Source organism: Petrotoga miotherma DSM 10691, assembly GCF_002895605.1.
Lineage (GTDB): Bacteria > Thermotogota > Thermotogae > Petrotogales > Petrotogaceae > Petrotoga > Petrotoga miotherma.
The window spans coordinates 36,295-58,878 of sequence record NZ_AZRM01000016.1; the positions used below are offsets into that span (position 1 = coordinate 36,295).

The 22,584-nt window shown below is 32.6% G+C and carries 22 protein-coding genes and 5 tRNA genes; 12 read left to right on the forward strand and 15 right to left on the reverse strand.

From position 1 onward, the window contains the following. Complete coding sequence (locus X928_RS03460; RefSeq protein WP_103078532.1) at positions 1 to 1,605, reverse strand: glycoside hydrolase family 57 protein; 1,605 nt, start codon at positions 1,603 to 1,605, stop codon at positions 1 to 3. Positions 1,606 to 1,609: 4 nt separating this feature from the next. Continuing rightward, entirely contained in the window at positions 1,610 to 2,389 is a 780-nt protein-coding gene (locus tag X928_RS03465; RefSeq protein ID WP_103078512.1) for a DUF4912 domain-containing protein, read from the reverse strand. A 214-nt stretch (positions 2,390 to 2,603) separates the two neighbouring features. Between X928_RS03465 and X928_RS03470 the strand changes: the two genes are divergently transcribed. The 4 genes from X928_RS03470 (at position 2,604) to X928_RS03485 (ending at position 2,927) form a co-directional block, all read left to right on the forward strand. After that, positions 2,604 to 2,679 (forward strand) — tRNA-Pro (locus X928_RS03470). Positions 2,680 to 2,692: 13 nt separating this feature from the next. Continuing rightward, positions 2,693 to 2,768, forward strand: a tRNA-Gly gene (locus X928_RS03475). After that, positions 2,769 to 2,844, forward strand: a tRNA-Arg gene (locus X928_RS03480). It begins immediately after the preceding tRNA gene. Between the two features lie 8 nt (positions 2,845 to 2,852). Further along, positions 2,853 to 2,927, forward strand: a tRNA-His gene (locus X928_RS03485). 16 nt (positions 2,928 to 2,943) lie between these two features. Here X928_RS03485 and X928_RS10145 read toward each other — a convergent pair. The 9 genes from X928_RS10145 to X928_RS03530 are packed head-to-tail and all read right to left on the reverse strand — an operon-like array spanning position 2,944 to position 10,732. Continuing rightward, positions 2,944 to 4,152, reverse strand: a complete 1,209-nt coding sequence (locus X928_RS10145; protein ID WP_211286435.1) for a L,D-transpeptidase family protein — start codon at positions 4,150 to 4,152, stop codon at positions 2,944 to 2,946. Then, the gene (coaBC, locus tag X928_RS03495) at positions 4,085 to 5,284 is read right to left on the reverse strand and encodes a bifunctional phosphopantothenoylcysteine decarboxylase/phosphopantothenate--cysteine ligase CoaBC (protein ID WP_103078513.1); all 1,200 of its coding nucleotides are present in this window, start codon (positions 5,282 to 5,284) and stop codon (positions 4,085 to 4,087) included. The genes X928_RS10145 and coaBC overlap by 68 nt, the downstream gene beginning before the upstream one ends. A 7-nt stretch (positions 5,285 to 5,291) precedes the next feature. Next, complete coding sequence (gene gltX, locus X928_RS03500; protein ID WP_103078514.1) at positions 5,292 to 6,695, reverse strand: glutamate--tRNA ligase; 1,404 nt, start codon at positions 6,693 to 6,695, stop codon at positions 5,292 to 5,294. Next, on the reverse strand, positions 6,692 to 7,219 hold the full coding sequence (locus X928_RS03505) for a TIGR00725 family protein (protein WP_103078515.1): 528 nt from the start codon (positions 7,217 to 7,219) through the stop codon (positions 6,692 to 6,694). The genes gltX and X928_RS03505 overlap by 4 nt, the downstream gene beginning before the upstream one ends. Positions 7,220 to 7,224: 5 nt before the next feature. Beyond that, on the reverse strand, positions 7,225 to 7,935 hold the full coding sequence (gene lptB, locus X928_RS03510) for an LPS export ABC transporter ATP-binding protein (protein ID WP_103078516.1): 711 nt from the start codon (positions 7,933 to 7,935) through the stop codon (positions 7,225 to 7,227). Positions 7,936 to 7,946: 11 nt separating this feature from the next. Continuing rightward, positions 7,947 to 8,429 (reverse strand): OmpH/Skp family outer membrane protein, encoded by a 483-nt coding sequence (locus tag X928_RS03515; protein ID WP_103078517.1) that lies wholly within the window; start codon positions 8,427 to 8,429, stop codon positions 7,947 to 7,949. 34 nt (positions 8,430 to 8,463) lie between these two features. After that, positions 8,464 to 9,186 (reverse strand): 23S rRNA (guanosine(2251)-2'-O)-methyltransferase RlmB, encoded by a 723-nt coding sequence (gene rlmB, locus X928_RS03520; RefSeq protein WP_103078518.1) that lies wholly within the window; start codon positions 9,184 to 9,186, stop codon positions 8,464 to 8,466. Further along, a complete protein-coding gene (locus X928_RS03525) occupies positions 9,159 to 9,578 on the reverse strand; it encodes a Mini-ribonuclease 3 (RefSeq protein ID WP_103077748.1) in 420 nt (139 codons plus the stop codon). The genes rlmB and X928_RS03525 overlap by 28 nt, the downstream gene beginning before the upstream one ends. Beyond that, entirely contained in the window at positions 9,575 to 10,732 is a 1,158-nt protein-coding gene (locus X928_RS03530; protein ID WP_103078519.1) for a glycosyltransferase family 4 protein, read from the reverse strand. Before X928_RS03530 ends, X928_RS03525 begins: the two co-directional genes overlap by 4 nt. 127 nt (positions 10,733 to 10,859) lie before the next feature. On the opposite strand from X928_RS03530, the gene mutL reads away from it, so the two are divergent. Further along, the gene (gene mutL, locus X928_RS03535; protein ID WP_103078520.1) at positions 10,860 to 12,725 is read left to right on the forward strand and encodes a DNA mismatch repair endonuclease MutL; all 1,866 of its coding nucleotides are present in this window, start codon (positions 10,860 to 10,862) and stop codon (positions 12,723 to 12,725) included. A 38-nt stretch (positions 12,726 to 12,763) separates the two neighbouring features. Here mutL and X928_RS03540 read toward each other — a convergent pair whose 3' ends face one another. Beyond that, on the reverse strand, positions 12,764 to 14,275 hold the full coding sequence (locus X928_RS03540; protein ID WP_103078521.1) for a 5'-nucleotidase C-terminal domain-containing protein: 1,512 nt from the start codon (positions 14,273 to 14,275) through the stop codon (positions 12,764 to 12,766). A gap of 55 nt (positions 14,276 to 14,330) precedes the next feature. Beyond that, the gene (locus X928_RS03545; protein ID WP_103078522.1) at positions 14,331 to 15,212 is read right to left on the reverse strand and encodes a damage-control phosphatase ARMT1 family protein; all 882 of its coding nucleotides are present in this window, start codon (positions 15,210 to 15,212) and stop codon (positions 14,331 to 14,333) included. Between the two features lie 306 nt (positions 15,213 to 15,518). Between X928_RS03545 and rpmH the strand changes: the two genes are divergently transcribed. From rpmH to X928_RS03575, 6 genes are read left to right on the forward strand one after another with little or no spacing between them, the layout of a single operon-like run. After that, entirely contained in the window at positions 15,519 to 15,653 is a 135-nt protein-coding gene (gene rpmH / locus X928_RS03550) for a 50S ribosomal protein L34 (RefSeq protein WP_103078523.1), read from the forward strand. Continuing rightward, on the forward strand, positions 15,653 to 16,009 hold the full coding sequence (gene rnpA, locus X928_RS03555; RefSeq protein WP_103078524.1) for a ribonuclease P protein component: 357 nt from the start codon (positions 15,653 to 15,655) through the stop codon (positions 16,007 to 16,009). The genes rpmH and rnpA overlap by 1 nt, the downstream gene beginning before the upstream one ends. Next, the gene (gene yidD, locus X928_RS03560; RefSeq protein ID WP_103078525.1) at positions 16,006 to 16,275 is read left to right on the forward strand and encodes a membrane protein insertion efficiency factor YidD; all 270 of its coding nucleotides are present in this window, start codon (positions 16,006 to 16,008) and stop codon (positions 16,273 to 16,275) included. The genes rnpA and yidD overlap by 4 nt, the downstream gene beginning before the upstream one ends. Before the next feature lies 1 nt (position 16,276). Further along, positions 16,277 to 17,665, forward strand: a complete 1,389-nt coding sequence (gene yidC / locus X928_RS03565) for a membrane protein insertase YidC (protein ID WP_169926291.1) — start codon at positions 16,277 to 16,279, stop codon at positions 17,663 to 17,665. Between the two features lie 8 nt (positions 17,666 to 17,673). After that, on the forward strand, positions 17,674 to 18,327 hold the full coding sequence (jag, locus tag X928_RS03570) for an RNA-binding cell elongation regulator Jag/EloR (RefSeq protein ID WP_103078527.1): 654 nt from the start codon (positions 17,674 to 17,676) through the stop codon (positions 18,325 to 18,327). A 59-nt stretch (positions 18,328 to 18,386) separates the two neighbouring features. Then, positions 18,387 to 19,214 carry a hypothetical protein gene (locus X928_RS03575; RefSeq protein WP_103078528.1) on the forward strand — a complete coding sequence of 276 codons (828 nt, stop codon included), beginning with the start codon at positions 18,387 to 18,389 and terminating at the stop codon, positions 19,212 to 19,214. A gap of 105 nt (positions 19,215 to 19,319) precedes the next feature. On the opposite strand, the gene X928_RS03580 is transcribed toward X928_RS03575, so the two are convergent. Both X928_RS03580 and X928_RS03585 read right to left on the reverse strand, forming a co-directional pair. After that, positions 19,320 to 19,394 (reverse strand) — tRNA-Glu (locus X928_RS03580). An 87-nt stretch (positions 19,395 to 19,481) separates the two neighbouring features. Beyond that, positions 19,482 to 20,756, reverse strand: a complete 1,275-nt coding sequence (locus X928_RS03585) for a sigma-70 family RNA polymerase sigma factor (RefSeq protein WP_103078529.1) — start codon at positions 20,754 to 20,756, stop codon at positions 19,482 to 19,484. A gap of 350 nt (positions 20,757 to 21,106) precedes the next feature. Here X928_RS03585 and rsxC point away from each other — a divergent pair, with 350 nt between their 5' ends. Beyond that, complete coding sequence (gene rsxC / locus X928_RS03590) at positions 21,107 to 22,468, forward strand: electron transport complex subunit RsxC (RefSeq protein ID WP_103078530.1); 1,362 nt, start codon at positions 21,107 to 21,109, stop codon at positions 22,466 to 22,468. Positions 22,469 to 22,584 lie beyond the last annotated feature (116 nt).

A 22,584-nucleotide genomic window follows, 5' to 3' on the forward strand; every position in this document is an offset into this window, starting at 1 on the left:
TTAGTCACTTGAAAATATGGTGTAACCAATATTTCTAAAGATATTATCTATCCATTCATAAAATGAGAGCTTTTCATCGTTAATTTCTTGCTTTTCTAACATTTTATCGAGTTCCAAAAATCTGTTAATATGGTATTTAACTCGATTTTTTGCATATTCTATTGTGGTCCCTGTGGTCATTATAAAAGGCCAATCACTTGCTTGTGCAAGAAGAACCTCTCTCATCATCTGATTTAAAATCCTTTTCTGTAAATTTGTAGGATCCTTAAAAACATTTGCTTTTTCTATCATTCTTTCAGTTATCTCGTGAATATGTTTATAAATCCAATCGTTTTTTCCATTAAGCCAAACATCGTGGTATCCTCCGGCACCCCACGAAGTTTCGCCGGGATAAGTTATTTGAACTTTTTTAACTGTTTGTAAAATCTCAGAAGGTACAGAAAATTCTAACTCTTTATTTTCAAAAGATTGCCTAAAAAGCTCTTCCAAAAATTTCGGACCCTCATACCACCAATGACCAAATAGTTCAGCATCAAAGGGAGCTACAATTACCGGTTCTTCTTCATCTAAAATTGCCGATAATTTCCTGATTTGCGAAGTTTTCTTAAATAAATAATCACTTACATGCTCTTTTACAGCGTTCATGGCTTCACTAAGATCATATATTTCTTTTTTGTCCAAGGATAATGATTTGTTGGTAATACGATGATACTTTATTCCAGTATTACACCTTGTTCCACTTGGATCTACATATGGCCTAATGTAATCGTCTTCTCTGTCATAACCAATATCTTTGTAAAATTCTCGATATCTTGGATCGCCAGGATAACCAACTTCAGAACTCCATATCTGCTCACTCGATTCAGGATCTCTGGCAAAAACAAAAACTTTATTTGGGGTAATAATAGGTCTATACACACCATACCTCGGCTTACTGTCTGCATAAGTAAAACCGTGTGTATCTACAAAAAAATATCGTATATCTTCGTCTGATAAATATTTATCCAGCCCTTTAAAATAAGCGCATTCTGCCAACCACATCCCTTTAGGATGGTCACCAAAGTATTTTTTGAAGGTCAACACGGCAGATTTTATTTGAGCTTTAATAGCCTCTGGATAATCCCGATAAAAAGGTAGATATCCATGTGTTCCATTAGATGTTATCACTTCAATGTAACCTTTATCTTTAAATTCCTTGAAAGCTTTTAATATATCTTGATTATATTCTTCAGAAAAAATATTTATATCTTCTATTAGCTCTCGCCTATAATGTTGGGCTAGTTGGTGTATCTTAGGATCTTCATCTTTTGTCCTAATTATCTCTTTTTCGGTTAATTCTATCAATTTTAATAAATATTTGTGATATTTTTCTCTTAAATCTTTTAAGTTAAACATCGCCATCAACGTTGGAGAGAGGCTTATTGTAAGTTTAAAAGGGATGTTATCTTTTTCTAAAAATTTAAAAATTTTTATTAAAGGAATATATGTCTCAGTTATGGCCTCGAAAAGCCATCTTTCTTCCATAAAATATTCAAAGTCGGGATGGTGAATATAAGGCAAATGAGCATGTAATAAGAGCAAAATTTTTCCCTTTTTACTCTTCATAACTTCAATGGCTGCCAAAATTGGTATCGTTGAATTCTCTTTTGTTTATAAACATTGTTTCACTACTTCCAGAATGTTTTTCAATATTCCAAAGCGCCGGTTCTTCTTTTTTATCTTCTTTAACAATTTTCCCCTCTTTTATCAAAAACCATTCTTCTTTATCTGAACTTTTCATGGATGAAGAAGGCGTTGTAATTTCATTTGATTCTATAAAAGGAGTAAACTCACCTTTTTTATCTTTTACTCCAAGGAAAGCAATATAGGTGGAATTATCTTGTGGGAGGTGGAAATAAGTATTGCCGTTTTGGTCTAATTTTAAATCTGTTTCAATAACCTTTTTTTCTGCTCCTAGATCCTCTGTTGATTTTTTTATGATCCTTATAGCAATATTAGAATTTTTTGTTAATTTTTTTAGTTTTTTTCTACTTTTTTCAGAAAAGTTCCAGTAAACATATACCCAGTTAGGATTGACAGGCATTAATTTAAGTTTTTCCCTTTTATACTTTTGAGGAAGCTCTTTTGATTCATTTGATTTTGGGAGCTTTTGTTGATTTTGTAGATTTTTTGCTAATTTTGTATAATCCGAGACTTTCTCAACTCTTTGATTTGAAGATTCTTCTATCCTTTTAATCTCTTTTCTAACTGCCTTTAAAATCTCTTTTTTATTCATATTTCGTTTTAATTTAATACCTAAATTTTTTGCAATATTCCTCAATTCCTGTATTGTAGGCTCATCAACCTTAAAAGTATCTAATAATTTTTTATCCAATTCCTTTACTTCCATGAAGCACCTCCCAAACCTATAGACACTTTAGAAACTCTAAAACTTTATATATAGCGTCCCTTCGACCCACAACCTGCCTTCTAACGAATTTATTTTTAATATTCAATTCCCTACATAATTGTATCATAAGAAAATTAAATAATTTGACAATAGAGAATTAAATATTGACAAAAGAGATTCCTTGTGATATTATATATTTTGAAAAGTAAGACAGCGGAGCGTAGCGCAGTTGGGAGCGCGCCGGTCTTGGGCACCGGAGGTCGCTGGTTCAAGCCCAGTCGCTCCGACCATTAACGATTCAATGCGGCCGTAGCTCAATTGGTAGAGTATTGGCCTTCCAAGCCAAGGGTTGCGGGTTCGACTCCCGTCGGCCGCTCCAGCGCCTGTAGCTCAACGGATAGAGCATTGGATTTCTAATCCAAGGGTTGAGGGTTCGAGTCCCCCCAGGCGCACCAAACTTTTGGTGGCTGTAGTTCAGTGGAAGAACGCCTGACTGTGACTCAGGATGTCGTGGGTTCAAATCCCACCAGCCACCCCAGCTATAAGAATCCTATCTAGGATTCTTTCTTATTTTCTCCATTATATACATAAACCTCGGTTCCCAAAGACGCTAAAAAATCTATAACTTCCACATCAAAGTTGAACATCCTTATACATCCATGAGATATCCTTTTGCCTATTTCCCAGGGCTTCGTAGTACCATGAATCCCGTACTGTGGATTTGAGAGTTGTAACCATCTTGTTCCCATCCCATTCATTAGAGACCCCGGAGGTATATATTCATCATACCAATACAATGCAGGATCTTTTTCTTTGTATGAAATTTTATAGTAGCCTGGAGGTGTGTAATCACTCATACCAACAGCAACTATATAAGTTTTTAACAACTGATCATGAAAATATAAGTACATCTTATTTTGCGAAAGGTTTATTTCTAAGCGTAAAGGACTTTCTTCATATTTAACTTGTCCTATCTTTAAAGCTTGTCCAGGATATATCAAAGAAGGATCTTTTAGATCGTTCATGTTGACCAAATCTCCAGGAAGAACTTTGTATTTTTCAGCAATTTTATATAAACTCTCACCTTTTTGCACGATATGGTAACCATATACTTCATGTCTTTGCTTTGGTTTTAAAACGTTCTCGGTAGCTACAACATTTGCCAATTTCAAAAAGGTGACTTTTCGTTCAAAAAGTATTCCATATCTATTTCTAAAAGTAAAAACAGAGTCATAAAACCCATCTTCAAAGTTACCCAGCAGCCTTAAGAACTCATCTGTACCTTCAAAAACGGTATCCCCCACCTGTACTTTTACTAATTCCAAATCTTCTTCTGGGTAATAATCCAAATAATATTGATAACCATTTTCCACGACAGAGGTGGTTATTTCAACTTCTATATTTGGAGCGAATAAGGCTTTTTCCAGAAAATTTGCAAAAAACTGTGAAACACTTTTCCCTACTTTATCTGTAGAGGTTACTAAGAATGAGTAATAATCGCCTTTAAAAGCGTTTAAATTAACATAAAAGGAGAAATCACCGTTTTCTTTTTCATACAAGGTTAATTTCTTTCTATCTCCCCCATCATATATGTATACATTTGGTTTTTGCGTAGTATTTATATAACTTTCTAAATTAATTTTCACAATATTTTGAGTTTGATCATATTCAACGGGATACAAATGAAAATAATTTTCAGAAAAAAGTACTGAAAATAAAGTCACAAATATTATTAGCGATAATCCTTTTGTGATTTTTCTCAAGTCGAAGTTCCTCCTTACTAGTAAAAATGGTCACCTCGTTTTCCTCTTTTTCAAACCCTATATCTTCTCTTGAAACATCGTTTAAAACTATCATATCAATCTTTTTTTCTTTTAATTTCTTTATGGCATTCTCTTTTAAGTTCTCTGTTTCCGCAGCGAATCCAACAAGTATTTGACCATCTCTTTTTTTCCTTCCTAATTCTTTTATTATATCAGGATTTTTCTCAATTTCTAGATTAACTATTGTATCTTTTTTTAACTTTTGTTCCGAATAATTTTTTATTCTTACATCGCTTACTGCAGCTGTCATAACTATTATATCACTATCTTCAAAATGCTCTAATACCTTTTCTCTTAATTCTTTTGCACTTTCTATTCTTATGATTTTTTTTACAATAGATGGTGGTTTTAAGTCGGTAGGTCCAGATATTAAAGTAACGTCAGCTCCTCTGTTTGCAAATTCTCTTGCTAATTCGTAACCCATTCTTCCACTGGACCTGTTTGACAAAAACCTTACAGGATCAATTCTTTCAACCGTAGGACCAGCTGTTACTAAAACTTTCTTATTCATGAAATCCTTTTTGGAAAGTAGGTATTCACTGTATTCTAATATCTCACTATTATCTGGATACCTTCCTTTACCAATTTCTCCGTCTGCTAAGTGTCCTTCTTCAGGCTCTATTATAGACCAACCATTTTGTTTCAATACTTCTAAATTCTTTTTATTAATAGGATTTTCATACATCCTAACGTTCATTGTAGGAACAATTATTTTAGAAGTTTTGGAATAAGCTAAAGCGGTACAAGAAAGTAGATCATCGGCAATACCATGTGATATTTTGGCTATTATATTTGCGGTCGCAGGAGCAACGATAAACAGTTCTGCCCACCTTGAAAGCTCTGTATGGGGAATCCAACCGGTTTTAACATCGAAAGTTTCATAGTAAACCTCACAGTTACCTACAGCAGAAAAAATCTGGTCGGATATCCATCTTTGGGCATTTTTTGTCATGATAACTTTTGGATTACATTCAATCTGTCTCATCTTAGAAATCAGATCAACCGCTTTATAAATGGCGATTCCACTCGTTACACCGAGTAAAATATTTTTCCCTTTTAAGTAAGGATACACGGAGAATTCACCTTCTTGGATTAATATCCAAAGTATTTGAGAATTCCAAAGCTCTTTTTAATCTTTTAATGCTTTCATTTTTTCCTAAAATAATTATAGATTCGTACAAACCAGGAGTTACTAACCTCCCTAAAAGAGAGCCTCTTATTGTCTGAAAAACATTTTTTCTACCAGTGATATTTAGATCCGCTATTTCTTTTAAAGTATTTTCTACATTTGCAAGGTCGTACTCATCAATTTCTGAGAGTTTTCTTATCGTTATCTCGATAACTTCTTTAAACCAAGGTTTTTTCATGTATTTTTCGATAAATTCTTCTTCGTATTCGAATTCTTTAACAAAAAAATTTTTGGAAAATTCATAAAGTTGTTTTAATGTTTGAACTTTAGCTCTGGAAACTTCTATGATTTTTTTTACAAAAGAATCTTCATTGTCTATTTTGACGTTTGTATATTTAGCCCATTCATTAAAACTTTTGTGTACTTCTTCAATTGAATCATTTCTCAAATGCACTTCATTTGTCCATAGAAGTTTAGTGTAATCAAAAATGGAAGGATTTTTTGATACCTTTTTTAGATCAAATTCCTGGTATTTTTTTATGTAATCAAATATCTGTTCGTTAGCATTCCACCCTAACAAACTCAAGTAATTCAATATAGCTTTAGGAAGATATCCTTCTTTTCTAAAATAAGTAATCGAAACCTCCCCGTGTCTTTTAGACAAAGGAGACTTGTCTTCACCTAAAATCAAAGGCAAATGGGCAAATTTTGGAAGTTCAAAAGATAAAGCATTATATATCAAAATTTGTTTGGGTGTATTAGAGATGTGGTCTTCACCCCTTATAACATGGCTTATTTTCATCAGATAATCATCTATCACAACTGTGAAATTGTAAACCGGAATTCCGTTTGATCTTAGAATAACAAAATCATTTATATGAGACATATCGAATTGTATAGTTCCTCTAATTTCGTCCAAAAACGATATTTTTTGATCTTTATCAACTTTAAACTTTACAACCACAGAATACTCATTGTTTTTTTTATATTTGTCTGGAAGATTATTACCTTCAAAAATTATTTCATCGCTTTTAGTAACTGAAAAATAAGCTTTTTCTTCATTTAGGAGTTGATCTATATAACCTTTGTATATGCCTAGTCTTTCACTTTGCCTATATGGCCCATATTCACCAGGTTTATCAACCCCCTCGTCGTAATCCAAACCTACCCATTTCATTTCTTCAAAAATGGCATCTTCGTACTCTTTTTTGGAGCGTTCCATATCGGTATCTTCAATTCTTAGTATAAACTTCCCATTATTTTTCTTAGCAAAGTACCAATTAAACAAGGCTGTTCTCAACCCTCCAACGTGTAGATGACCCGTAGGACTAGGAGCAAATCTTACTCTGATCATTTGTTTTTCACCTCTTCAATACCGTTCAAAACTCTTTCCAGTTCATCTATCGATGATACTTGTTTTACCTCTACTAATTTTCTGTTATCAAGAAACTTACCTTCTATCAAAACTTCAGTTATTCGATCTGTCCATCCGCCTGAGTTTTTCATTAGCAATATCGGTTTTTTGTAAGAATAGGCCCCCAAAATTTCGATAGCTGTGCCAATTTCTCCTCCCATACTTACGACCACGTCAACATTTTTTAACAAAACAAAAGAACGCATATTTAGATCAAGCCCTGTTTTTACAGGAATGTCCAGATAACCGTTCCCTTCCTGTTCCCAGGGTAAAAAACCAATAACATGCCCCCCACTATTTTTTACCGCCTTTGAAACTAATTGCATTATTCCATCTCGTCCACCGTTCACTAAAACCCAATTATTCTTTGCTATAATTCTACCGACATCATAACACAGTGAAGTTAACGATTTAATTGGTTCTTTAAATATATTCCCGGAATATCCAATAACCCCAACGTTCAAACCGATCACCAACCCAAATAATTTTCTTTGACTCTTGGATCATCCAAAACCTCTTTTGGAACACCGTTAGCTATAACTTTACCCTTGTGTAAAACATAAAGTTCATCAACTACCTGAGCAATTTCATCAACACTGTGATCTGTAACAATTATCGAAATCCCACTTTTTGCAAGTTTCCTAATTATCTGCTGTATATCTTTAACAGTTATGGGATCTATTCCAACAAAAGGTTCATCCAAAAGAATTACTTTGGGATTTGTTATCAAGGTTCTAGCAAATTCTAATTTTCTCTTTTCTCCACCTGATAAAGAATAAGACTTTTGGTGCATTAAATTATCTAATCCAAACTCTCCCACTATAATCTTAATTTTTTGATCTGCATCTTGAATCTTAAGAAGGTCAGAGATCATTTTAAGATTATCTTTAACGGATAAGTTCCTGAAAACAGACGGTTCTTGAGGCAGATAGGCCAATCCATTCAACGCTCTTTTGTGTATCGGAAGATGGGTTATATTTTGGCCATCAAGGAAAACATCTCCTGAGTTGGGAACAACTAACCCCAAAATTATCTTGAACAGCGTTGTTTTTCCTGCACCATTGGGACCAAGTAATCCTGTAATTAAACCGGATTTTGATTGAAATTGAATATTATCTAACACAATCTTTTTCCCATATGTTTTACTAATGTTTCTACAAGAGACAATAACCTTTTCCATACTATTTAATTTTAATTCTCATTCAAATACTGAATAATTTTATCGGTTAAATCTAATTCTGGATTGTAATAAACTACTCCGTTTTCATTTAAAATCAAATCGTAACCATTTTCTTTCGCATACTGAGATATCTTTACTGTTACTTTTGAAACGATGTTTGCCATCTTCTGCTGATACTCTTCTTGTAATGCTTGTTGATATTGATTTACACGAGTTTGCAATTGTTGAAGATTTTGTTGCAGTACTTCCTCAGTTGCCCCCGAACTTTGTAACTCATTGAACTGTTGTTCCATTTCGTTGATTTTTCCTTGATAATATTTTAAATCGATTTGGTACATGGATTCCAAATCTTTCCATTCATAATAACTTTCTACTGCCTTTGCAAAATTTACATAGCCAATTTTGAGATTTGAATCCGTTTGAGAAAAAGATATAACCACAAACATAATGGTAAATACCATCATAGAAAGAACTTTTCTTGTTGTATTACTCACAACATGCACCTCCATAAAATTTTGAAATTTATAATTACTTATTAAAAGTTCTTTGTTTCTTCGCTTCAAAAAGTATAATTCCTGCACTAACCGATACATTTAAAGACTCAACGTTGTTAAACATCGGTATGCTTACTAATTCATCACAATGGTTTTTAACGTTTTTTCGAATGCCATTTCCTTCATTTCCAAAAACCAAGCATATATTTCCTTGCCAATCGATTTCATAATAAGGTTTGCCTCCTATATCTGCTCCATAAACCCAAACATTTTCCTTCTTTAATGTCTCTATTGTATTGGAAAGATTGGTTACTTTAATTATTGGTATCTTAAATATTTGACCAGAAGAAACTTTTATAACAACAGGTGTGACTTCAACAGCATTATCTTTTGGTATTATAATGGCGTCAACCCCTGCAGCCACCGAAGTCCTTACAATAGCTCCAAAATTATGCGGATCTTGTATTTGATCCAAGATTACTAAAAATAGTTTTTCTTTTCCTTCTATAATATCCAAATTTTCATATTTAAAATCGTTCCCGATATCAATGACGATTCCCTGATGCTTGCTTGTTAAAGCCATCTTTTCCAAAACTTCATTGGGGGAAAAACTGTAAGAATATCCTAAATTTGCAACATCTTCGACGATTTCTTTTAAAGACCCTTTTTCCGTTTTGGAACTACTGAAAAAAATATGCTTTACAGGATAATGAGTCTCAATAATCTCTTTCAATATGTTTTTTCCGTATATATACAATTATCGATCACTCCCAATAATTCCTCGATTCTTGAGTAACTTTTAGTCAAAAAAAGGTATCCAATGACTGCTTCAAATCCTGTAGATTTCCTATAATCATTGTCGTTGCCTCTTTTCTTCGCACCGTTCGAATTTTCCGCCCGTTTGTAATACTGCATTTCTATTGGAGTTAAATGATCTAACACAATATCAACAAACTTTGAATGAGCTTTTGCACTTAAAAAATCTTTTGTTTTTTCATAAAGATCTTTTGTTTTTATCCTGCCATCCTTTAGCAATTTCACCTTGTAAATCAAACCTATAACAGCATCTCCAATATAGGAAAAGTTCTCAATAGGTATTTCACGCAGATCCGCAAGTTGGAGATTTATAATTTCATCGAATCCTTTCATACAGTCAATATCTCCCTTTTATATAGTTCCAAAATCATATCTACACACTTTTCGATAGAATAATTGTTTTTCACAAAGATTTTAGCTTTTTCTTTTAATTCTTCGTATGTTGATGACTCTTTTAATAGTTTGAGTATTTCATTAGAAAAATCAACTTCATTTAAATTTTTGATCATAATTCCACCCGCATCTTCTTGAGAAAGTATATCATAAACACCTAATTTACCCAAAGCGACTACCGGAGTACCAGCAGCCATAGATTCAAGAATAACTAATCCCTGTGTTTCAGTGTAAGAAGCAAAAACAAATAAATAAGCTTGTTTGTAGGCATCTATTACCTTTTCTCTTGGTTGTGAACCTGTAAAAATAACATTATCAGCTATATTTAGCTCCATAGCTAACTTTTCCAGCTCTTCTTTTTCCGACCCTCCACCAACAATAACGAATTTTACTTTTATTTCTTCCAATAGTACTTTTTTAAACACCTTCAAAAGAAAACTTATGTTCTTTTCCTTCCCCAACCTACCTACAAATAGAAGAATTCTGTCATCTTCTTTTATTTGTGGATATTCTTTTTTCAAATCCCAGTTAATAGGCTTATCAAAAGAAGCTAAGTCTATCCCAGTTGGGATAGTTACTATATGTTCGGAAGGTACACCATATTCAACAAGCGTCTCTTTTATATTGTCTGTAGGAGCGATTATTTTATCCGTTTTTAAACACCAATTTTTTATGATTTTTTGAACAAATTCTGGTTGCGGTCTAACTATCGATGGTAGGTAGTGCAAATAATAATCATACATGGTATGGTGTGTCGCTACGTGTTTTAACTTCAACATACGTGAAACAACCCTTGCAAGTATTCCCATAGAAAAAGGATCGTGAGAATGTATTATATCCAAGTTTAACTCTTTGATTTTAAAAATTTCTGGAGAAAACGGTAGTGCAATCCTCTGCTCTTTCTCAAAGAGGAACTTAACAGCTGGAAATTCAAAGATTTTATCATCGTTCCTTTTATAATCAAATTTATATTTTGGAACAAATAGATATACATTGTGTCCCCTTTTTTCCATTTCATCCTTATAGAGTTTTATAGCGGTAGCAACTCCATTTTTTTGCGGTAAATAAGTATCGGAAAACATTCCTATATTCAATTGCATTTCCCCCTTATAAAATTCCTATATGTATTTATTATAACAAAAATTCGCTATTTTTTGAGGTTGAGTTTTTAAAGATGATATAATAATAAATGAACTGTTATACTTTGAAGAGGTGTTTTTTATGAAAATAAAAGTACTTAACCCTGAAGTAGTAATGAAAATAGCGGCTGGAGAGGTTGTATCTGGGCCAAGCTCAGTAGTTAAAGAATTGGTAGAAAATTCTTTAGATGCCCAAGCAGATAACATCACCGTTGAAATACTTGATGGTGGTAAGTCGTTAATCAAAGTCGATGATAACGGCATTGGGATGGCAGAAAATGAATTAGAATTATCTATTCTTCCTCATACCACAAGCAAAATTTTCTCCATTGAGGATCTTTATCAACTAAAAACATTTGGTTTTAGAGGTGAGGCACTTTCTTCAATTTCAAGGGTTTCTAGAATGAAAATGACCTCCAAACCATCTGAATCAGAAGTTGGAACAATGTTGGAAATATTAGGTGGAAAAATAATAGAAAAAAAGAGAGTTAATTCATCAAATGGAACGAAAATAGAGATTATGGATCTTTTTTTCAACATTCCCGCACGCCGAAAATTTCTTAAAAGTGATTCTGCAGAAGGAAGATACGTTACAGAGATTATAGAAAAGTTTGCTTTTACGAACAACATTAACTTAACATATATCAGAGAAAACAAAGAAATCTACAAATTTTCTTCTGATATGGATCTAATTACAAAATGTTTAAAAATATATCCCGAGTTAAAAAAAGACGATCTCATAGAAATTGAACACAACGATTCAGTGTACAAAATATCTGGAGTTATTTCACAACCAAAAGTTGGAAGAAATAATAGAACCGCCCAACACTTTTTTGTAAACAACAGGTATATTAAGGCGGCCTCACTCTACTCCGTTTTGGAAAAAGGTTACGGTGAGATGCTAGAAAAATCAATTCATCCTTATGGAATAATATTCATAGAAATATCACCAGATATGGTTGATGTAAACGTTCACCCTCAAAAATTGGAAGTAAAATTCACGGACGAACAAAAGATAGCTTCTTTACTTAAAAAAGTTGTAAGAGAGGCTCTTAAGAAAAACACTCACTTTACGATGGAATTTATAAGTAGTAGCGATACAATTGATGCGAATAAAAAAACTTCTTCGTTTTCTGTTCAAAATTTATACAGCAAGAACGAAGACTCACAAAAAGTTAATTTTTCACAAAACACTCCAAAAACAGATTATTTTGAACATACAGACGAATTTTTTAATAACTCTGAAATAGAAGATCTTCAAGAAGAACATAATCATTTTGATAATAATTATAAACTTTATGAACCATCAAAAACCTTTGATTTTAAAGGTTTTGAATATCAAAAGAATCAGACGTTTACACCTGTTGAGAAAATTAATTCTTTTGAAAAATTAAGAATTTTGGGTATAGTTGCTGAAAGATATCTGGTAGTTGAAGGGGAAGACAAATTACTTTTAGTAGATTTTCATGCCGCACATGAGCGTTATATATACGAAATTTTAAAAGAAAACCTATACGAAAAAGGTGGACTTACTTCCGACCTTCTCCTTACCCCTCTTAAAATATCTTTAGACGAAGTAAGAAGAGGGATAATTTTAGATAACAAAGATCACCTAGAAAAATTGGGTATAAAATTAGAAGAAGTCGAAAGAGAAATTATTGTGAAAGGGCTCCCTTCCCTTGTGAAAATTGATGATGCTGAAAGATTGATATTTGAGATAGCAGATGATTTAAGAATATCAAATTTTGATCAACAATCAAACATACTTGATAAGAACTTAGCTACTATGGCATGTAGAGCGGCTGTAAAAACTAAAGATAATCCTACCGGTATGGAGACACTCTTAAAAACCATTTTTGAAAAAAAATTACTAACCTGTCCACATGGTAGACCGATAATGATCCAAATCACCTTTAAAACCTTAGATAAATACTTTGGAAGAATCTAAAAGGGGTGTAGTCTTTTCTTACACCCCTTTTTGTGTGTTCACTTAACTTGATCTAATTCTATTAATCTCTCTTCAGAAGTATAATCTTCAATAGTTCCCAAGTGAGCAATGTATTCACGTAACGCATCTGCATCTCTAAAGTATGTATCGTAACCAGGTTTACCTTCAAGCATTGTATAACCGTCTCCGCCAGCAGCTACATAGTTGTTGGTAACAACCTTATAAGTTTTGTTCAAATCAATGGGTTTACCGTTTATTTTTACGTTTGTAGCTTTTCCACCTTTCATTTCTGCAGTTAGCCCTGCAACATGTAACTTAGCTCCCTGGCCATCAGGAATTGTAGCAGCATAATTTAAAACATCCATAATATCTTTCCCAGTCAATTCTAAAACGTACAATGTATTTCCAAAAGGCAAAACGGTTAATATGTCTCTGTAGGTTATCTCTCCGGCCTCAATAGGTGCTCTTATCCCACCACCATTCATTAAAGCAACATCTGCACCTGTTTTCCAAATCATACCATCTGCTATAAGATTGCTTAGATTCGTTTCGTCACTTCTAACGTGGGCACGTTCCCCGTCGAGATATACTTTTGTTACTCCAACAACCTCATTCAAAGCCTCTGATCCAAGTTGATAAAAAGCATCTGTAAACATTTTTATGAAAGGATCTTCAGGGATATCAGATTTAAGTGGAATTACTTCTCCCCTCCAATCGACTATTCTACCGTCATCGATCCATAAATCTATTCTCCCAATATTCTCTGCATTCTCTCCAGCTTGTGCTACTATAACATTATTGATTACTACAGGTGTTTCTAACAAAGTGTGAGAATGTCCATCTATTATAATATCTACTCCGGGTACATTTTCAGCTAGCTCATCTGAGGTAGTGAACTCAACAGACAAGTTAGGCCTTCCTCCATCTGCATGATAACCTAAGTGCGCAAGGACTATAACTACATCAGCTTTTTCTTGGACAATTGGAAGATATTTTTTTAAAGTTTCTTCTGCGTCCACAATTGTATTCTCGCCTAAATAAATTGGTTCTAAAACTTTTGTTTGCTCTGTAACAAGACCAATAATTCCAACAGAGAAATCACCATAATCTTTTATAACATATGGTTCAAAAACTGGTCCGCCACGTTTTTCATCGACAAAATTTGCCCCTAAGAACGGAAATTGTGCTACTTCATACTGCTTCTCAAGCACTTCAAAAGGCTTGTCAAATTCGTGATTACCCAAAACCATAGCATCCAAACCCATGTAATGTAAGGCCAAAAAGTCAGGAACTGCATCCAACTGATCAGATTCTGGAATCCCTGTGTTTACATCGCCAGCATGTAGAAAAAGTACTGCTCCACCTTCCTTAGCTACTTCTTCTCTTGCTTGATTTATCAGAGTAGCTGCTCTGGCGAATCCTCCACCATCTTCCGTTCCCCACACATGTCCATGGGTATCGTTCATGTGAAAAATCACTAAATGGTTAGGTCCAGCAAATACTGATAAAACCAAAATCATAACAACTAAAATGCCTAAAACTCTTTTCATTTTGTTCCCCTCCTTTTGAGTTGGTTTCAATCACACATTAATTGGCACCCAAAATTCAGCTTCGCTTAAATATTAAATCTTCTTTGTTCACATCAAGATTTTTGGCGATTTTTTTACACTTAACAACAAAAGAATAATAAATTGATTTTTTTGTATTTTCATCAACCAAACTTTCAAAGTTAGATTGTCCTTTGGCTATTACAATATCTGCTTCATCGTAGATATTTTTGAAAGATCGACTAACGAAGCTTAAATCGGTGCCCAAATATTTAGACCCACTTTCAAAAGGAATAGAAACTTCCTTTAAAAAAATTTGATCGGCATCTTTTTTAGTCGCACATTTGTAAACTGGACGAGATTTCAAAGCAGAATGAATAATCAAGTTGGGGTTTAATTCTTTTAATACTCTTATAAACAATTTATCAAAAACTATTTCTCCAGCATAATTATGAAGAAAAAGCAGGAAATGAGCATTTTTAATCTCTTTTTTAAATTTTTCTAAATCGTTTATTGCTACCCTCTTTGTGTTATAAAAATTTTGAATTTCAATCTCTAACTCACCAAAGGAATTCTCCGAATTGTGGCAAAAAAGCTCTCCCATCAGTGATAATTTGAAGGCAGTATAAAGAGGATCCTTGCTGGAAAAACAAAAATCCAGCAGATCATCATAAACCTCTAAAAAAAGTTGGTTCAAGTCGGCTTTTTCTGAATGAAAGTAATCATTTTCACCAAAAATATCAAAAAAAGCATCATAAAATGTTTTTACCAAATAGTAAGGTGTATGGGTAGGATTCACTTCACCGAATGTTTTTAGAATGACCCTTTTGTAATTATCAAAAATGTTATTAGAAGAATACGAAGAGTTAGCATTAATTTTATCCATTAACTCAGAAGAATGGTTTAGAAGACAATTAATACATTCATAATCTATATTCATCTCTGTTCACCCCATGAACTTCTAAAATCCCTACAAAACTACTTTTAATTTTATCATTGTTTAATTAATTTAGTATTAGTTTTGTTTAGTATTTTGTTAAGAAAAATTTGTCCAAAAAAATTGTTACTTCTCTTTCTTGACATTAAAACATTAAATCATTATAATATATTCGATAGCTTTAAAAGCAAATATTCAGCTTCTATTGGTTATATCTGTCTTTAAGATAGATTAAACAACTCTACACAAATACATAGCAATTTTATTTTCAATAAACCATTTAATTTAAAAGGATTTGGAGGTGAAGAGATGAAAAGAACATATCAACCATCTAGGATAAAGAGAAAAAGAACTCATGGCTTTTTAGCTAGGAAAAGAACATCAAGTGGAAGAAATGTTTTAAGAAGAAGAAGAGCAAAAGGCAGAGAACGTTTAACAGTCTAATGGAAGAACAAACTTTCAAGAAAAAAGAACGTTTACGATTAAAAAGAAATTTCAAAAGAGTTTTTGAAAAGGGCGGGCGTTTAATCGACAATAATTTTGTTATAATATACGTTCGAAATACTATGGATTATAACAGAATTGCTATAATTGTGAACAAAAAATTCGGCAACGCAGTTGTTAGAAATTTAATTAAAAGATACATCAGAGAAATATATAGAACCAACAAAATTTTTTTCCCAATAGGATACGATTTCGTATTTATTCCAAGAAAAGAATTATCCAAAAATTTTAAAAGAATAGATTATTTCCAAATAAAAAGTCTTATTTTAAAGTTGGTGAGGAAGATAAACGAATGAAAAAGTTTGTTCTCAAGTCTATAGATTTTTACAGAAAACATATATCGCCTGCAACCCCTCCCAAATGTATTTACCTACCGACCTGCTCATCTTATACCTATGAAGCGGTGGAAAAGTTCGGGGTGTTTAAAGGTTTGTATTTGGGATTTAGACGTTTTATCAGGTGTAACCCATTACACAAAGGGGGCTATGACCCTGTCCCCGAAAAATTTTATTTTTTTGTTCATAAAAAAGAAAAAAACAAACAACACAGAAGGAGTGTATGACTTGAAAAAAGGATTGTTTTTTTTGATGTTACTATTATTTTTGAACGTTATAGCCTTTGCAATACCTGAAATAATGGTATCAGAAAGTTCACTAAATAAAGAAATTAACATTGAAATGAAATTGTACAGACTGAAGTTAGATCAAAATGGGCATATTTTAAATTTCGAACTCTATGATAGCAGAGCTAAAAAATATGAATTAGTTTATGAGTACACAGGAGATAGTTACAATATTTTAGATACTCAAAATATGACAGAAATTTTACCAAGTAACTATAATATAAGATTGGCGGAAGATCAAAGTTATATCGAAATAAACTACTTTTTCCCCAATGGAGGGCAGAAGATTTATAAGTTTTATAACGATCCTAACTATCATTTTGATGTTCAATTTAAAAATTTGAATAGATACGTTGTTTTACCGAGCATATCCTTTTCTTCTGGAATAAGATACAGCGGTAATGTTTTTGTTTCATACATTGATAAATCCGTTTTAACAGGTGAAGCCTTAGATTCTACGTTAGCCATCTATACCCCTGAAGAGATAGAATTTTCTCAAAACCAATATTTAACTCCATTAAATTATTCAGATCACAAAATAATTTCTTATTTGGGTCCTACCAAAAAAATTTTTATAAAAGAAACTTTTGACGGTATAGAAGAAGGAAATACTTACTCTACTATAATCGATTTAATGCAGGATTTAGGTAAATTTGGACCTTTTACTAATATTTTTTATTGGTTCGTGAACTTTTTCTGGTGGCTATTTAAAGTGACAGGTAATTTCGGTTGGGCTATAATACTCTTCACCCTCATAGTAAATGCAATACTATTCCCTGTATATGGGAGACAAAAGAAATCCATGATCGAAATGAAACAGTTACAACCAGAGCTTGAAAAAATAAAGAAAAAATATAAGAATCCTCAGAAACAACAAGAAGAAACGATGAAACTGTACAAAGAAAAAGGAGTTAACCCAGCTGGAGGTTGTTTGACTTCTTTGATTCCTCTGCCTATTATGGTCATACTATGGCAAGTAATCTACTATTTTGAAGGCAGTTATGCATACAACCCCAGATTTCTCTTTTGGACAGATCTTTCTCAAGGTGGTTTCCAAGCCAATTTTTTCTTACTATTAATAGCTATAATTGCTTCTTTAATAAATGCCCTTTTAATGTCCCAAGATGCCAGGAGCGCATGGACGTCGGTAATTATGTCTGTGGTGTTCCCTTTCATTTTAATTGCATTACCCGTCGGGGTATTCATTTATTATTCACTGAACATGGTAATACAAACTTTGTTGACATTTGTGTACAATAGGATTTACAATGTCAAAGGTATTACTATTAGACAACTCGTTGGTTTGGGTCCAAAGCCTGTCAGGAGGTGAAATGATAATTGCTTAAATTACAAGGTAAGACGAAATTTGAAGGAACTGATTTGGAATCGGTTTTAGAAAAAGCAAAATCAGATTTTAACGCATCAGGTATCGATGAGATTTCTTATAAGATTATTCAAGAACCTTCCAAGGGGTTTCTTTTTGGAATAGGTAAAAAGCCTCTCATTATCGAAGCTTATCCTAACGAAAAATATCTCGTCAATAGAGTAAAAGATTTCTTGAAAAATATTCTTTCCTATTTTGAGGAAGATGTTGATATCAATATAAATTATTACAATAAGACCTTGAGAGTTTTTTTAGAGGGGGAAAACTTAGGTAAAGTAATAGGCAAACAAGGAAGGAACCTTGGAGCTTTACAGCATTTAACCATGATTTATGTCAATAGAATGACAGATACCAAATGTGATGTAAAATTGGATGTTGGAGATTATAGAAAGAAAAGAAAAAAAAGCTTAGAACTAATAGCAGACAATGCGGCCAAAAAGGCAATAACGACTAATGACAAGGTAGAATTGGCTCCCATGTTTTCTTTTGAAAGAAAAATAATTCACAAGTACATAAATTATAATTATCCAAAATTACACACCACCTCAATAGGGCTAGAACCTTATAGAAAAGTAGTGATCTACCCCTCGAAAAATGGTCACAATTAATAAAAGCACTTACATCGACACTAAGCACAGTATTCAAAACATTGGGGGAGGAAATATAATTGAAAACTGCTTACCAATATCAAGAACAAGTTCTTTCCATAATCAGTAGAGAAAATCTTCCTGATATTGGTGTTTTAGGTGGTATAGAAATCGAACATATTATAAAAAAAATAAAAGATAATATCAAAATAACAACTGAGGTAGCAGGTCCAGGGGGAAGGGTTGTTATTTATTTGAATGATTATTTTCATCTCAAACCATCGATATTTGATTTTTTAAGTTCTGATGAATATATTGAATTAATATTAAAAATTTTTCAAACAAAAGAAATTCCTATTATTTGGATGGACAAAGCTGGGGGAAATACAAGAAAAGTCAGAAACATAGAAGAAAATACTGAATACATAGATTTTCGTAATACAACTTTAAAGGTAGAACCTGAATTTATTACCGAATATCTGTACAATATTAAAAATCTTTTTATAGTGTATAACTCCTGGAACAAAAAGATAATTGATCTAACTAAGGTAAAAAGAAGAATATTTGTTGATTTACGGGAATTTTGTATAGATGAAATTGATAAATTTACATGTGATTATCTTTTTTTGAGCTCTAAAAAGGCATATAGACAATTAGCAGAAAAAAGTAGCAAGTTAAAAGCCAATAATAAGATAATTTTAGCAAAAGATGCGATCTCTTTTGACAGAAAAATATATGAAGTTAAAGTTAAAGAAAAAAAGTACTTTGAAGAGGCAGTGTCAGCTTTTGAAGCTAATTTTATCAGTAATATCATAAAAGGTTATACATTGAAATCAGCTGTTGATAGCTCTTTTAATCTTTACAATCATGTCCTTGAATGTGGAACCATTCCTACGGAAAAATTGTGATGATACCCTTCCCTTAAATTAAATAGATTTGCCTCAAAATTACTAAATTTAATCGGGTAGGAAGTTGATAAAAATTTTATCTATTTCCTACCCGATATTTATTTCTGGCAGCCCCACAGGGAATCGAACCCTGACTCTTGGACTGAGAATCCAATGGACTAGCCGTTATCCTATGGGGCCAATAGTATCTTTTCATTTTCAAATCCTTAGTAATTATATCAACCATCAATTACTTTGTCAATAGATTTGAAACTTAAAAATATGCTTCTAATATTCCTGCATAATATTTTCTATCATCTTTTTTCTAGCGGGATGTTTCAATTTTCTGATAGATTTAGACTCTATTTGCCTTATTCTTTCTCTTGTTACGTTAAAAAATTCTCCAACTTCTTCGAGCGTTTTTTGTTTCCCATCCACGAAACCATATCTCATTTTTAGTATCATGGCTTCCTTAGGTGAGAGCGTATCGATGATCATTTCCATTTTTTGACGAATAACCATCTTTCTTCCTTCTTCATCGGGAGTAGGTGATTCAGAGTCAATAAAATCGAGCACCTCAGTTTCTCCTTCAGCATCTACGTCGTTAGAAACTGGAGCATTTAAGGAGAATATATTTTTAGCACTAATTAATACCTCTTTCATCTTATCTACAGGCTTGTCCATCAAAACAGAGAGTTCTTCTAAATCAGGCACTTCACCATGTTCTTGAACATACTTATTTACCACCCTATTCATTCTATTTATTGTTTCTACCAAATGAACTGGGATTCTTACGGTTCTTCCCTGATCAGCAATCGCTCTTGTTATTGCCTGGCGTATCCACCAATAAGAATAAGTAGAGAATTTGTAACCTTTTTTCCAATCGAATTTAGCGACAGCTTTCATTAAACCTATATTTCCTTCTTGTATGAGATCCAAAAAGCCTAATCCATGACCAACATACCTTTTAGCAATACTGATAACTAATCTAAGATTAGCTTTTATAAGCTCCTCTCTGGCTCTTTTATCTCCCATCTGGGCCTTTCTTGCAAGCTTTCTTTCTCGTGAAGGTGTTAATAATTTGCTCTTACTAATCTCTTTCAGATATATTTTAATTGGATCCTGCAACGAAATATTATCACACATCTCGACTTCAACATCAGAAAAATCTTCGAAAATCTCTTCGTATTCTTCAGAATCTTTATATTCTTCATTAGTCTGCAAATCTTTTTCTTCATCATCTTCATAAAAGTGACGTATTGAACTATCTACTACAGAAATATTAGATTTCTTTAATTCATTGTAAAAAGTTATTAAAAATTCTAGTGTAAAATTCTCACGCATTTGGGTAGGAATAGATTCATCAATTTCTTCAAAAGTTACTGAACTCCGATCCTTCGATAGCTTTTTTTTGATTTTCCTTAATATTTCATCAGTGATGACAGTAGGACTTTTTTTAATAGTTAAAGATAAGGAATATTTTTCGACTTTTGAGCTTTTATCAACTTGGGAAAAATCTGTGCTTTTCGATTCAAAGTTCGCACTTTTGCCTTTTTCTATCATAAAAACTCACCTTCTATTAAAAAATTAGAATAAAGAAATTAATAAATTATATGATAAAATCCTAGAGGTGCTTTTAAAAATAAGTAGTCTATTTTAGAACAAACAGTTATATCTCTGTTAAATATTATAGCGTGACAATATTAAATAAATATGAAAAAACAATTAATATACATAAATGTAATAATTTTTTTTAAAAACTTTATAAGTCGTTGAAATTAGAACATTCTTTCGTGCTATAATAATTGTCGAAAGATTTTTGAACCTTTTAAAAAGCTTTTAGAATACTAGTTAAGTAATTCATATAGATTTTCAATTATTAGTTTGTTAAAAAACAAAAAGGAGGTTCCCTTGTGCCAATATTAACTTTTAAAGGTGGCGTACATCCGCCCGAGAAAAAGCATTTTACAAAGGATAAGCCTTTTGAAAAACTGCCTTTGCCCGATTTTGTATACCTATTCACAACTAACCATCTCGGAGCTCCTGCTAAGCCAATCGTAAAAGAAGGAGATCAAGTGAAAACAGGGCAATTAGTAGCAGAGACTGCTGGTAATATTTCAGCAAACATACATTCTTCTGTTACGGGGGAAGTTGTTGGAATAGAATCATTTATAAATGCCTCCACAGGAAGAAAGAATAATGCAATAGTCATAAAAAGAACTTCGGAAGATATTTGGGAATATATTGAACACGATGAGAACTTTAAAAATTTTTCAAAGGAAGAAATAATTAACATTGTTAAAAAAGCGGGTATAGTGGGATTAGGGGGTGCTATGTTCCCATCTCATGTAAAATTAAGTATACCCCCAGGCAAAAAAGTCGATTACTTAATAATCAATGGGGCAGAATGTGAACCATACATAACTGTCGATGATATGATGATGAGAACATACACAGAAGAAATCATAAAAGGAATAAAAATAATAGAATATATAGTTAATCCAGAAAAAATTTATGTGGGCATCGAAGAAAACAAACCTGAAGCGATAAAAATTATGAAAAACGCTTTAAAAAACGAAAATATCGAGGTTGCAATTTTAAAAACAAAATATCCTCAAGGTGCAGAAAAACAATTAATCAAAGCTGTCACTAAAAGGGAAGTCCCTTCAGGAGGGTTACCTATAGATGCAGGGACTTTAGTTTTTAACGTTTCCACTACCTATGCAATTTATGATGCAGTAATCAATGGAAAACCTTTGGTTGAACGCGGAATCACTTTGAGCGGGGGCGTTAAAAAACCCGGTAACTATTGGTTCCGAATTGGAACTAAGGTTTCAGATCTTTTAAATCAAGTAGAAATCGTTGAAGAGGAAAAGATCGATAGAATAATCTATGGCGGGCCAATGATGGGATTACCTTTACCCAATATTGATTTACCAACTTTCAAGGGAAATAATGCAATCACCGTTTTAACAAAAGAAGAAATACCACAAAAACATGAATATCCATGCATTAGATGTGCTTCTTGCGTTAAAGCATGCCCTATAGGGCTACAACCTTATTATCTAAAAAAACTTGCTGATGCTAGGAAAAATGACATAGCACAAGAAAATGGAATTATGGATTGTATAGAATGTGGTGCTTGTTCTTACATTTGTCCATCAAATATAGAGCTAGTTAAAACATTCAAGACAACAAAAAAGGTTATAAAAGCCATTCATACCCACTTCAGAAATAGGTCAAAGCAACGATTAACTAAAGGTAAAGTAAGTTAAGGCAAGAAGAAAAAGAACTAAAATATTGGATAATTATCCAAAATGCTCTTTGAAAATCGAAGTAATTCTTCAAAAAATTGGAAAGTAATTAGAATTGAAGAAGTTTTTAGGGAAAA

What these genes read in the sequence shown, in the direction of transcription:
- X928_RS03460 (WP_103078532.1), bottom strand. Translation starts at nt 1,605, where the DNA reads ATGAAGAGTAAAAAGGGAAAAATTTTGCTCTTATTACATGCTCATTTG.
- X928_RS03465 (WP_103078512.1), bottom strand. Translation starts at nt 2,389, where the DNA reads ATGGAAGTAAAGGAATTGGATAAAAAATTATTAGATACTTTTAAGGTT.
- gltX (WP_103078514.1), bottom strand. Translation starts at nt 6,695, where the DNA reads ATGATCAGAGTAAGATTTGCTCCTAGTCCTACGGGTCATCTACACGTT.
- lptB (WP_103078516.1), bottom strand. Translation starts at nt 7,935, where the DNA reads ATGGAAAAGGTTATTGTCTCTTGTAGAAACATTAGTAAAACATATGGG.
- X928_RS03525 (WP_103077748.1), bottom strand. Translation starts at nt 9,578, where the DNA reads ATGAAAGGATTCGATGAAATTATAAATCTCCAACTTGCGGATCTGCGT.
- mutL (WP_103078520.1), top strand. Translation starts at nt 10,860, where the DNA reads ATGAAAATAAAAGTACTTAACCCTGAAGTAGTAATGAAAATAGCGGCT.
- X928_RS03540 (WP_103078521.1), bottom strand. Translation starts at nt 14,275, where the DNA reads ATGAAAAGAGTTTTAGGCATTTTAGTTGTTATGATTTTGGTTTTATCA.
- X928_RS03545 (WP_103078522.1), bottom strand. Translation starts at nt 15,212, where the DNA reads ATGAATATAGATTATGAATGTATTAATTGTCTTCTAAACCATTCTTCT.
- rpmH (WP_103078523.1), top strand. Translation starts at nt 15,519, where the DNA reads ATGAAAAGAACATATCAACCATCTAGGATAAAGAGAAAAAGAACTCAT.
- rnpA (WP_103078524.1), top strand. Translation starts at nt 15,653, where the DNA reads ATGGAAGAACAAACTTTCAAGAAAAAAGAACGTTTACGATTAAAAAGA.
- yidD (WP_103078525.1), top strand. Translation starts at nt 16,006, where the DNA reads ATGAAAAAGTTTGTTCTCAAGTCTATAGATTTTTACAGAAAACATATA.
- X928_RS03585 (WP_103078529.1), bottom strand. Translation starts at nt 20,756, where the DNA reads ATGATAGAAAAAGGCAAAAGTGCGAACTTTGAATCGAAAAGCACAGAT.